This window comes from Mycobacterium sp. NGS64 (assembly GCF_059812245.1).
The window spans coordinates 91,307-101,983 of the sequence record NZ_JCALCI010000009.1 but is presented as its reverse complement, the minus strand read 5'-3'; the positions used below and the strand labels follow the sequence as shown (position 1 = coordinate 101,983).

General features: G+C 67.9%; 10 protein-coding genes and 4 tRNA genes. 9 read left to right on the top strand and 5 right to left on the bottom strand.

Annotated elements, in window-relative coordinates; all coding sequences use genetic code 11:
• Window positions 1–9 precede the first annotated feature (9 nt).
• Window positions 10–82 (bottom strand) — tRNA-Lys (locus tag AC5Y4S_RS26140).
• 135 nt (window positions 83–217) lie between these two features.
• Between AC5Y4S_RS26140 and AC5Y4S_RS26135 the strand changes: the two genes are divergently transcribed.
• The 3 genes from AC5Y4S_RS26135 to AC5Y4S_RS26125 all read left to right on the top strand — a co-directional run bounded on the left by AC5Y4S_RS26135 (window position 218) and on the right by AC5Y4S_RS26125 (window position 498).
• Window positions 218–290, top strand: a tRNA-Glu gene (locus AC5Y4S_RS26135).
• Between the two features lie 29 nt (window positions 291–319).
• Window positions 320–396: transfer RNA gene (locus AC5Y4S_RS26130), tRNA-Asp, on the top strand.
• A gap of 25 nt (window positions 397–421) precedes the next feature.
• Window positions 422–498: transfer RNA gene (locus tag AC5Y4S_RS26125), tRNA-Phe, on the top strand.
• A 1-nt stretch (window position 499) separates the two neighbouring features.
• Here the strand turns inward: AC5Y4S_RS26125 and AC5Y4S_RS26120 are convergent.
• Genes AC5Y4S_RS26120 through AC5Y4S_RS26110 form a run of 3 tightly spaced genes read right to left on the bottom strand, consistent with a single transcriptional unit; the run spans window position 500 to window position 3,842 of the window.
• A complete protein-coding gene (locus tag AC5Y4S_RS26120; RefSeq protein WP_500035467.1) occupies window positions 500–2,182 on the bottom strand; it encodes a PE-PPE domain-containing protein in 1,683 nt (560 codons plus the stop codon).
• A 53-nt stretch (window positions 2,183–2,235) separates the two neighbouring features.
• Window positions 2,236–2,688 carry a tautomerase family protein gene (locus AC5Y4S_RS26115; protein WP_500035466.1) on the bottom strand — a complete coding sequence of 151 codons (453 nt, stop codon included), beginning with the start codon at window positions 2,686–2,688 and terminating at the stop codon, window positions 2,236–2,238.
• Between the two features lie 11 nt (window positions 2,689–2,699).
• Window positions 2,700–3,842 (bottom strand): LLM class flavin-dependent oxidoreductase, encoded by a 1,143-nt coding sequence (locus AC5Y4S_RS26110; protein WP_500035465.1) that lies wholly within the window; start codon window positions 3,840–3,842, stop codon window positions 2,700–2,702.
• A gap of 197 nt (window positions 3,843–4,039) precedes the next feature.
• Here AC5Y4S_RS26110 and AC5Y4S_RS26105 point away from each other — a divergent pair, with 197 nt between their 5' ends.
• The 6 genes from AC5Y4S_RS26105 (at window position 4,040) to AC5Y4S_RS26080 (ending at window position 9,657) form a co-directional block, all read left to right on the top strand.
• Window positions 4,040–4,726: a M15 family metallopeptidase gene (locus AC5Y4S_RS26105; protein ID WP_500035464.1), complete on the top strand. Its 687-nt coding sequence runs from the start codon at window positions 4,040–4,042 to the stop codon at window positions 4,724–4,726.
• A gap of 59 nt (window positions 4,727–4,785) precedes the next feature.
• Window positions 4,786–5,598: a methyltransferase domain-containing protein gene (locus tag AC5Y4S_RS26100; protein WP_500035463.1), complete on the top strand. Its 813-nt coding sequence runs from the start codon at window positions 4,786–4,788 to the stop codon at window positions 5,596–5,598.
• 77 nt (window positions 5,599–5,675) lie between these two features.
• On the top strand, window positions 5,676–7,253 hold the full coding sequence (locus AC5Y4S_RS26095; RefSeq protein ID WP_500035462.1) for a methylmalonyl-CoA mutase family protein: 1,578 nt from the start codon (window positions 5,676–5,678) through the stop codon (window positions 7,251–7,253).
• Entirely contained in the window at window positions 7,254–7,682 is a 429-nt protein-coding gene (locus AC5Y4S_RS26090; protein ID WP_068128380.1) for a cobalamin B12-binding domain-containing protein, read from the top strand.
• Window positions 7,667–8,623 carry an LLM class F420-dependent oxidoreductase gene (locus tag AC5Y4S_RS26085; protein ID WP_500035461.1) on the top strand — a complete coding sequence of 319 codons (957 nt, stop codon included), beginning with the start codon at window positions 7,667–7,669 and terminating at the stop codon, window positions 8,621–8,623. The genes AC5Y4S_RS26090 and AC5Y4S_RS26085 overlap by 16 nt, the downstream gene beginning before the upstream one ends.
• Window positions 8,620–9,657 carry a CaiB/BaiF CoA transferase family protein gene (locus tag AC5Y4S_RS26080; protein ID WP_500035460.1) on the top strand — a complete coding sequence of 346 codons (1,038 nt, stop codon included), beginning with the start codon at window positions 8,620–8,622 and terminating at the stop codon, window positions 9,655–9,657. The genes AC5Y4S_RS26085 and AC5Y4S_RS26080 overlap by 4 nt, the downstream gene beginning before the upstream one ends.
• On the opposite strand, the gene AC5Y4S_RS26075 is transcribed toward AC5Y4S_RS26080, so the two are convergent.
• On the bottom strand, window positions 9,643–10,557 hold the full coding sequence (locus AC5Y4S_RS26075; protein WP_500035459.1) for a LysR family transcriptional regulator: 915 nt from the start codon (window positions 10,555–10,557) through the stop codon (window positions 9,643–9,645). The genes AC5Y4S_RS26080 and AC5Y4S_RS26075 overlap by 15 nt on opposite strands.
• Window positions 10,558–10,677: the final 120 nt, after the last annotated feature.

The window sequence follows — 10,677 nt, the reverse complement described above, 5'->3', positions numbered from 1 at the left end:
GCTGATCAGTGCCCCCACTAGGACTCGAACCTAGGACCTGCGGATTAAAAGTCCGTAGCTCTACCAACTGAGCTATAGGGGCGCGAACGTTCAGGATACTGGGTTGCCGACGGCGCTCGAACGCCGCTCGTTTGAGGATTGGGCCCGCGGTGACCTAAGCTTGCTTGGCTCCCAACGGTAACTGCGTTGCGAGTGCCCCCGAAGTGATTCGGTTCTGGCCCCCATCGTCTAGTGGCCTAGGACGCCGCCCTTTCACGGCGGTAGCACGGGTTCGAATCCCGTTGGGGGTACGCGACGCGGAGACGCGGAGCAAGAGCGAGGCCCTGTGGCGCAGTTGGTTAGCGCGCCGCCCTGTCACGGCGGAGGTCGCGGGTTCGAGTCCCGTCAGGGTCGCCAACACGGCGAGGCACTTTTGCCTTCCGGCCAGGTAGCTCAGTCGGTACGAGCGTCCGCCTGAAAAGCGGAAGGTCGGCGGTTCGATCCCGCCCCTGGCCACCAGTCAGAAACTCCCGTACGGCGTCCCGGTGACGATCGAATAGGCGGCCTCCCCGAGAACCGCCACTTCCAAACCACCTAGCATCGGCAACAATCCGACGTCCGCGGCGATCGGATAGCCGATCGCATTGACCAGCCCGGCGAGGGGCTGACCGTTGACCACCTGGGTGACCCCGTTGAGGAACAGGTTCAGGTCGTAGGACGGCAACGAGACCAGGACCGCGGTGGCGATGTCCGCCGTCGGAAGCAGCGTCGAGTAGGCCGTCGAGAACGCGGTCGTCGCCGTGTCGACGATCTGAGTGTTCGCTGACTCAAGGCCTGAGATCAGGTCGGTTGGCGTGGGCGGCCCGGTGGGCAGGGCCAGTGTGCCGGGCGATGACGAGAACGACGTCAGCGTCTGCGAGATGTCCTGCAGCGACGGGAGCTGCGGGGGTCCCTCGGCGTAGAGGTCGCCGATCGCGGCGCCGATTCCCTGGTGGATCCCACTGACCAGCGCGGGCCCCAGGGCGGCGGTGTCGCTGAGCGGCGGTAAGAATCCAAACGGCGTCGTCACGTTGGCCGGCCCGGTGGACCAGCCGAAATTCGGATCGCCGTAGCCCCAGTTGACCAGGGGCCTCAGGACCGGTTGAACCAGATCGGCGAGGGGGTTGCCCACATAGGCGATGTGCCGCACCGGATCAAGCAGTGGCAGGTTCTGGGTCGGAATCATGTAGAAGGTGGTGGTCGTCGGTCCCTGCGTCGGCTGTACGACCGCCGAATTGATCTGCGTCGGCGTGAGATTTTCATAGCCCCCGTGCACGGTCACCATCCCGACAACGGCGTTCAAGTCGGCGAAGATGTCGATGGGGTATTGCGGGAAGTCGGCCCAGCCGTCGTATTCGAGGGTGTAGACCTTGGTCACGAAGTCATTGGTCGGCATCGGACCAAGTGTTGAAAAGCCCAATGTCGGGACATTCAACCCCGGGAAGCGGGCATCCCAGCCCCCGTTGGGGTTCATCGAATTGCCAAGCAGCACAAAGTTTATCGGGAGCGTGCTCGGCGTGCCGGCGGGGTCCAGCAGCTGCATTTCCAGCGCGGCGATGTTGGCGCCCTGCGAATAGCCGAGAACGTTGACGGTGTTTCCGGCGGCGAGTTGTTGTTGGATCGCGTTGTTCAGGGCCGTGACGCCCCGCGCGATCGATATGTTTTGCATCAAGTCCTTGATGCCGCTGTCCGGATATTCGCCTGCGGGCATGAACAGGGCTTGGACAAGGCCGACGGGAAAATTGGGTGCCACGTACTTGCTGACGACGTTCGCGACAAAGGTTGCGGGAGGGAAGGGCATTCCGCTGCCGCCCAGGACGAACGTGACGGGCGGGTCCGCCGCGCTGGTCGCTGCGCCGCCGGTCGCGGCCAGCGCCGTCACGCCCGTCGCCTCCGTGTTGGCATACGCGTCGCCGGCCGAGGTCAGCGCCCGGGCGAACTCACTGTTCAACGCCGCCGCCCGGCCAAGCAGCGCCTGCCACTCCTGGCCGGTCGCACTGAACAGCGCGGCTACCGCGGTGGACACCTCGTCGGCGCCGGCCGCCAGTACGTTGGTCGTCCCGCCCGCGACGGCCGCCGCGGCGCCGTCAAGCGTTGTCCGAATCGCCGCAACATCGGCCGCCGTCGTCGCCAAGACCTGCGGCTGCGCCAGCACGTACGCCATGGGTCCCTCCCTCGCACGCCAGCATAGGGCGGTCCGGCGGGCGGGGCGGGCGTTCAGGCCAGGCGATCGTCGGGCAAGTCCTCGGCCACAAGGCCTTTCACCTGTTGGTAGTAGATGACCTTGCCGCCCCCGGCCCAATTGCCCTCGGGGATCTCATGGATCAGCGTCCAAACGTGAAACGCCCGCGAGCCCTGCGGCTCGATTCCGGCGGCGGCGCACACCGCGCCGTGCACGTCGGCGGCGAGCTGTTCCTTGCGGTGCTGATCCAGCGCTCCTTCGAACACCGTGAGGTCGACCCGGAAGCGGGGCGCGCCCGGGCCACGGCCGCCGACCGAGAGCTGGTCGGCTTCCATCGGGTGTAGGTACACCAACGTGTTGTCCCGCAGAAACGGTGTGTCCGGAGCGCGTTCGGCGCGCAGCAGCGCGGTCACCAGCTCGTCGGCCAGCCGGCCCAATGCGTCGTCGTCCACCGAGCCACGCACGAACGTCAGATCGATCATCGGCATCGCAAACCGCCTCACAGCTTTCGCAGGCCGCGCACGACCTTGACGTAGGGCGCGGTCGCGGATGCGCTCTTGCGCAGACTCGGTTGGATGGCACCGGCGTTGCCGACGACGAGGTACCGCAATCCGTTGTCACGGAAGTCCGCGATCTGCTCGACGACCTCGTCGGGTGTGCCCACCGCGAACAACTCCCGGACGAGTGATCGCGGGGCCTTGGCCGCGTAGGAAAGTGCCGTGCGCTCGTCAATAGTTTGCGGGATGAGGTCCTGCACTCCGGTGAAGTCGGCCCCCATCGGATGTTCCGCGCCGTGGCGGGCCCAGTCTTTGGCCGGACAATTCAGCGTGAACACCTTGGCGATATCGCTATCTACGACCTCGTCGACCTCTCCGCGGGACCGGCCGGTGACGATAAACCGGATGAGCGCGGGGGTGATGGCCATCGGGTCGCGTCCGGCGTCCGACGCTGCGGTACGCACGATCTCGAGCTGCTCGCCGTATTCGGTCGCTCGGGTCGTTCCCGGGAACCACCCGTCGGCGTATCGCCCGGTGGCGCGCATCATTCGGGGACCGTGCGCCGCGATCCAGATCTGCGGCCATTTGCCCTTGTACGGCGGCAGCGCGAAAGTGGCCTTGTGCAAAGGGAAGAACGGCGAGTCGCGGGTGACCAACTCGCCGTTGGAGTTCCACAGCGCCCGGATGGTGGCCACCGCCTCCTCGAACCGCGCCACCGGCTTGGACCAGTCGACGCCGTAGGGCGCGTTGCTTTCCCGTTCGCCGGTTCCGATGCCGAGCACCGACCGGCCGCGGGTGAGCAGGTGCAGCGACGCGGCGGCTTGCGCCGTGACGGCCGGGTTGCGCCTGCCGGTGTCCGTGACGGCCACTCCCAGGCGCATCCGGCCGAGCCGGTTGCGGCCCGCCAGGTAGCCGAGCATCGTCCATGGTTCGAGGTGCGCGTCCATCTTGGGGATCACCCGGGCCGCGCCCACGTGCTTGGGGGTCCACATCGACGGCGGCAGCACCGAATTGAGGTGGTCGGCCACCCAGAAGGAGTCGGCTCCGCAGGCGAGCCCGGTCAGGTAGTCGGCGTGGATCAACGGCTTCGGGCCGAAGCGCGAATTGATGGTGTTGTGCATGACACCCACGCCGAGACCGGCCATCCTGTTGGCTCCTTCGTGCCGCCGGCCAAAGGCTAGCCGATCGGCTATCCGGCACGATAGATCACGGATCGCCGTTCATCAATGGCCAGCCGAGTACGGGATCAGCACGCGCGACGTGGTGGCCGCGATGGCGCCCAACCGGCGACATCGCCGCGAATTGAGCGTGATGCGAGCGGGTGAACCGCGAGAATGAGCAAATGCGTCTGACGCTTCCGCTCGGGATAGCCCTCGCTTTGGTCGCCGGTGCCCTACCCGCGCAGGCCAGTCCGGACGTGCCCCCGGTCAGCGACGCGGCGCGCGCGGCCGGGTTCGTCGACGTCCGCAGCGTGGTCCCCGACGCCATCATCGACTTGCGCTACGCGACCACGAACAATTTCACCCACACGCAGTTGTATCCGTCCGACGCCCGGTGCCTGGTGCATCAGTCCATGGCCCCGGGGCTGGCGACGGCCGCGACGGCGCTGCGCCCGCAGGGCCATGTGTTGGTGTTCTGGGACTGCTACCGGCCGCACGACGTGCAGGTCAAGCTGTTCAACGCCGTGCCCAATCCGGCGTGGGTGGCCCGCCCGGGCGCGTATGCGCACAGCCACGAGGCCGGGCTTTCGGTTGACGTGACGTTCACCAGCGTGCAGCAGCAGTGCCCGGCCGAGCGGCAGGTCGAAGGTTTGTGTCTGGCGGACATGGGTACCGATTTCGACGACTTCTCCTCGCGCGCAACGGCTTACGCGACCCAGGGCGTCACCGCCGACGAGCAGGCGAACCGGGCGCGCTTGCGGGACGCCATGCAGTACGGCGGGCTGGCCCCTTACTCCGGGGAGTGGTGGCACTTCGACGGTCCGGGCGCAGCGGTCGACCGACCGATCCTCAACGTCCCCGTCGACTAGGTGTCTCGCATATTGAGACGGAAATTTCATAGTGTGGGTCACAAGGCTAGGCTCAGGCCATGAACGACGACCACCGGGCGCGCTACACGCACGGACATCACGAGTCGGTGCTACGCAGCCATCGGCGACGCACCGCGGAAGACTCCGCCGCCTACCTCCTGCCCCACCTGAGGCCGGGGTTGACGGTGCTGGACATCGGATGCGGCCCCGGGACCATCACCGCGGACCTCGCCGAGCGGGTCGCCCCCGCAGCGGTGCTGGCCGTCGATCAGGTCGCCGACGTCCTAAACGTGGCCCGCGCCGAAATCGAAGGGCGCGGCCTGTCGAACGTCACGATCGCGACCGCCGACGTGCACCACCTCGACTTTCCCGACGACTCGTTCGACGTCGTCCACGCCCATCAGGTGCTGCAGCACGTCGCCGATCCGGTGCGGGCGCTGCGGGAGATGCGGCGCGTGTGCCGGCCGGGCGGCATCGTCGCGGCGCGCGACGCCGACTACGCCGGCTTCATCTGGTTCCCACTGCTTCCCGAGCTGGATCTGTGGCTCGATCTGTATCGCAAGGCGCACCGCGCCAACGGCAGCGAACCCGATGCCGGCCGGCGGCTGCTGTCGTGGGCGCTTCAGGCCGGCTTCGACAACGTCACCCCGACGGGCAGCGTCTGGTGCTACGCGACCGCCGACACCCGCCACTGGTGGGGCGCGATGTGGGCCGACAGAATCCTGCAGTCGGACGTCGCCCGGGACCTCCTGGCGTCGGGCCTGGCCACCGAGGCCCAGCTGGAGGAGATCTCCGCGGCGTGGCGGGCCTGGGCCGCGGCCCCGGACGGCTGGCTGTCGATGCCGCACGGCGAGATTCTCTGCCGCGCATAGTCTCGCGGCACTGCCGTTTTACCTGGTCAACCCTGTGGTATTGGCATTCTCTTTTTTTGCAAGTACGTTATTCACCGATGGATAATACGGCCCACACTCCGTCTGGTATCCCGCTGCAGCCCGTCTATGGGCCGGCGGACGTAACCGCGGCGCCTTCGCAGCCGGGGGAGTTTCCCTTCACCCGCGGCAACTTCGCGTCCGGCTACCGCGGCAAGCTCTGGACCTTCCGCCAGTACTCGGGATTCGGCACCGCCGAGGAATCCAACCGCCGTTACCGCTACCTGCTCGAGCAGGGCGGGACCGGCCTGTCGGTGGCGCTGGACCTGCCCACCCAGTGTGGGTACGACTCCGACGACCCCGAGTTCGGCGAGGAGGTCGGCCGCGTCGGCGTCGCGGTCGACACCCTGGCCGACTTCGAGATCCTGTTCGACGGCATCCCGCTGGACAAGCTCAGCACCAGCATGACGATCAACGGGACGGCCGCCATCCTGCTGGCGTTCTATGTCGCCGCCGCTGAGAAGAAAGGGATACCGCGGGCGAAGCTCACCGGGACCATCCAGAACGACATCCTCAAGGAGTACGCCTCGCGCGGAACCTGGATCTGGCCTCCGGAGCCGTCGCTGCGGTTGATCGCGGACACCATCGAGTTCTGCGCGGCCGAGGTTCCGAGGTTCAACGCGATCTCGGTGGCCGGCGCGCATTTCCGCGATGCCGGGGCCAACGCGGTGCAGGAGATGGCCTTCACCCTTGCCGACGGGGTGACCTATTGCGACACCGTGGTGCAGCGCGGCCGCATGACGATTGACCAGTTCGCACCGCAGATCTCGTTCTTCTTCTACACTCACGGCGACTTTTTCGAGGAGATCGCCAAATACCGTGCGGGGCGGCGTCGTTGGGCGACCATCGTGCGGGAGCGCTACGGCGCGACGACGGACAAGGCGGCGATGTTCCGGTTCGGCTGCGTCTGTGGTGGCGCGTCGCTCTACGCTCCGCAGGCGCACAACAACATCGTCCGGGTGGCCTACGAGGCGATGGCCGCGGTGCTGGGCGGTGTGCAGTCGATGTTCACGGCGGCCTGGGACGAGCCGTTCGCCCTGCCCACCGAGGAAACCACGACACTGGCGCTGCGCACCCAGCAGATCCTCGCCCACGAAACCGGGGTGGCCAGCGTCGCCGACCCGCTGGGCGGGTCCTACTTCGTGGAGGCCCTGACCGACGCGACCGAGGCTCGCATCATCGAGATCATGTCCGACCTCGAGCGGCACGGCGGCATGGTCCAGGCGATCGAGGACGGTTACCTGCAGGGCCTGATCGCCGACGAGGCGTTCAAGATGCATCAGGAAGTCGAAGCCGGCACCCGACCGGTCGTGGGGGTGAACCGGTTCGTGACCGAAGAGCCGGAACACGACGTCGTCACCTACGAGCTCGACGCCGAAGGGCGCGATCTGCAGCTCAAGCGGTTGTCTAAGGTCAAAGCCGAAAGGGATACGGCCGCAGTCGAATCCAGCCTCGCGGCGCTGTCCCGTGCCGCCGAAGGGGACGACAACCTGATGCACAAGTTGATCGACTGCGCCAACGCCTATTGCACGGTCGGGGAAATGGTCTCGGCGCTCAAAGCCGTGTGGGGCGAGTTCCAGCAGCCGGTGGTGTTCTAAGTGGCGGTCAGAATTCTGGTGGCCAAACCCGGCCTGGACGGACACGACCGCGGCGCGAAGATCGTCGCGCGCACCCTGCGCGACGCGGGCTTCGAGGTCATCTACACCGGCATCCGCCAGCGCATCGAAGACATCGCGTCGATCGCCGTCCAGGAAGACGTCGCGGTCGTGGGTCTGAGCATCCTGTCGGGCGCGCATCTGGCGCTCACCGCGCGGACCGTCGAGGCGTTGCGCGCCGCCGACGCCGCGGACATCGCCGTCGTCGTCGGGGGGACCATCCCGCACGCCGACGTCCCCAAGCTGCTCTCCGCCGGCGCCGCGGCGGTATTCCCCACCGGGACACCGCTCGACGTTCTGGTGCGCGACATCCGCGCACTGACCGGCACCCCGGACCCCGAAGCAAAGGAACCACAGTGCGCGTCGGAGTGATGATCGGCGCCGAGCGTGGCGACATGGCCCGCAAGGTGGAAAAGCTCGTCTCCGATATTGAATGGGCCGAATCCGCCGGGCTGGACACCGCGTGGATGCCGCAGGTGCCCAACGACTTCGACTGCCTGACCATGGTGTCGCTGATGGCCGCCCACAGCTCCCGCATCGAGCTCGGCACCGCGGTGGTGCCGTTGCAGGCCCAGCATCCCATCGCCCTTGCCCGCCAGGCACTCTCGACGCACGCGGTGGCCGGGGGGCGGCTGGCGTTGGGCGTCGGCCCGTCGCACCACTGGATCATCCGGGACATGCTCGGCTTGCCGTACGAGAAGCCCGCCGCCTACACGCGCGACTATCTGCAGGTGCTCAACGCCGCCATCGCCGGGCCCGGGCCGGTCGACGTCGAGAACGATTCGTTCACAGTGCACAACCCGACCGCCATCGGTGCCGACACCCCGATGCCGGTGCTGGTCGCCGCGCTGGGGCCGGTCATGCTGCAGATCGCCGGCGAACTCGCCGACGGCACCGTGTTGTGGATGGCCGACGAGCGCGCCATCGGCGACCATATCGCCCCGAAGATCACCAAGGCCGCCGCGGATGCCGGTCGGCCCGCGCCGCGGATCGTCGCGGGCATCCCGGTATGTCTTTGCGCGCCTGCACAAGTCGACGAGGCCAAGGATCGGGCCAACCGCATCCTGGGCGAGGCCGAGGTGTCGCCGAACTACCAGCGGCTGCTCGACCGCGGCGACGCCCGCGATGTCGGCGATCTGTGCGCGGCCGGCGACGAGCACGCCATCCTGGCCCGGATGCGCCGATTCGCCGACGCCGGCGTGACCGACCTGTCGGTGCGGCTGCTGCCGATCGGCGACAACCGGGACGAACTCGTCGCCTCCAAGCGCCGCACCCGCGACATGATCGCCTCGCTCGCAGCGGAGTTGCGTTGACGGCCGACGTGGGCCCGCTGGCGGGGATACGTATCCTCGAGGTCGGCACCATGCTGGCCGGTCCGTACGCGACCATGCTGCTGGCCGACCTCGGCGCCGAGGTCACCAAGATCGAGCCGCGTGGCGGTGAGATCTCCCGCGGGGCCGGCGCCAGCTACTTCGCCAGCCTCAACCGCAACAAGTCCAGCGTCACGCTGGACCTGAATTCCGAAGCGGGACAGCGAAAGCTGGGTGAGCTGGTCGCCGAATCGCACGCGCTGCTGGTGAACCTCAAGCCGTCGGCCATCCGGCGGCTGGGCCTCACCTACGACGAGCTACGACGGCACAACGAGCGCATCGTCTGCGTCGCGATCACCGGATTCGGTCTATACGGCGGCGACGATCCGGCTTTCGACTATGTGGTCCAGGCGGGCGTCGGCACCGCCGCCCTGACCGGCGACCCGGACGGCCCGCCGACGCTGCCCGGCTACTCGTCGGCCGACAACTCCACCGGAATGTGCGCCGCACTGGGGCTTTTGGCCAAGATCATCTCCGGAACCGGCGGGCAGGTCGACGTATCACTGCGCGACGTGATGCTCTCGCAGCTCAACTACCACGCCTCGGCCTACCTCAACAACGGCGTCGAACCGCAGCGGCGCCCCCATGGCGCCCACTCGTACTATGTTCCGGCTCAGCTCTTTCCAACCGCGGACGGACATTTGGCGCTGTTCATCACGCACGACGGCTTTTGGAAGTCGTTCGCCGCCGAGGCGGGCATCGGGGGATTCGAAACCATGGCCGAGCGCGTCGCCCGCCGCGACGAGGTGCTCGCCGTCGTCACGGCGATGCTGGCGACCGACACGGCCGCGGGGTGGGAACGGCGGCTGCGTCCTCTCGGCGTCCCGGCCGCGGCCGTCAGGACACTGCCCGAGGCGCTCAAGGCGACGCCGGAAGTGGTTGTGACGGCGGGTAATTTCCGCCTCGTCGGCAGCCCCATCCACGTGTCCGGCTACGAGCCCGACTACCGACCCCCGCCGGAGCTAGCCGACGGCTGAAGCCGGCGGCCCGGTGAGGTGGGCCTCGGCGAGTTTACGGAAGGCCGAAACGAGACGGCCGCGGTCGCCGGCGCGCGTCGCCAGAACGACGTGACAGGGCTCGACGCCCTTCAACGGGACCGTGGTGATGTCGGGCCGCAGCGCGCTGCCGCGGAAGCCGGCCGTGATGGCTACCGCCTGCCCAGAGGCGATGACTTCGAACTTGTCCTCGAGCGCGTCGATGAACGGTCCATCGGGCGCGCGGCGCCCGTCCGGGCGGGGATCGATGCGCCAGAAGGCACTCCACGCTGGGTCGGAGTCCCGGATCCGCGGCATCGGTTCGTCGGCGATGTCGTCGAGGGTCACGAAATCCCGACCGGCCAGGCGGTGGTCGACGGACACGGCCAGCATCCGAGGCTCGTCGTAGAGAATGGTCACGTGCAGGCCGTCGGTCGGAAACGGTAGCCGGGTTACCACCGCGTCCACCCGGTGCCCGAGCAGGGCGTCGAGGGCCTGGCCCCAATCCAGGTGTGACACTTGCACTTCGGCGTCCGGATGCTCGCGGCGCAGCTCGCGCACCGCGGGGGTGACGATCATCCCGGTCGTGTAGCCGATCGCGATGCGGCTCGGCTGCCCGGCAGCCCGGGCCTGGGCGGCGGCCTGCGCGGCGGAACGCAGCAGCGCCCTGGCTCGGGGCAGAAACACCTCTCCGGCCTCGGTGAGGCGGGTGCCTTGCGGTGTGCGATCCAGCAGCCGAACCCCCAGCTGTTGCTCGAGTCGGCGGATCTGGCGGCTCAACGACGGCTGGGCGACACGCAGCGCGCTCGCGGCCCGGCCGAAGTGGCGGTGTTCGGCGACCGCGACGAAATACCCGACCAGTCGCAGGTCGAGGTCGATAACCGGCGATACCGATTCGGTCATGCGTGCAGTGTATCGCGATTGGTCAGCGTCGGGCCGTGCGGAAAGGGCGCTCAAATGCGGTGATGCCGATTCGGTATCGCGCCATCTGAAACCGGTCTTGGACATCAGGGGCGGGACGCC

Bases quoted from the DNA above. Each gene is read 5' to 3' on its own strand.
- AC5Y4S_RS26110 (WP_500035465.1), bottom strand. From the start codon at position 3,842: ATGGCCGGTCTCGGCGTGGGTGTCATGCACAACACCATCAATTCGCGC.
- AC5Y4S_RS26100 (WP_500035463.1), top strand. From the start codon at position 4,786: ATGAACGACGACCACCGGGCGCGCTACACGCACGGACATCACGAGTCG.
- AC5Y4S_RS26105 (WP_500035464.1), top strand. From the start codon at position 4,040: ATGCGTCTGACGCTTCCGCTCGGGATAGCCCTCGCTTTGGTCGCCGGT.
- AC5Y4S_RS26075 (WP_500035459.1), bottom strand. From the start codon at position 10,557: ATGACCGAATCGGTATCGCCGGTTATCGACCTCGACCTGCGACTGGTC.
- AC5Y4S_RS26115 (WP_500035466.1), bottom strand. From the start codon at position 2,688: ATGCCGATGATCGATCTGACGTTCGTGCGTGGCTCGGTGGACGACGAC.
- AC5Y4S_RS26095 (WP_500035462.1), top strand. From the start codon at position 5,676: ATGGATAATACGGCCCACACTCCGTCTGGTATCCCGCTGCAGCCCGTC.
- AC5Y4S_RS26120 (WP_500035467.1), bottom strand. From the start codon at position 2,182: ATGGCGTACGTGCTGGCGCAGCCGCAGGTCTTGGCGACGACGGCGGCC.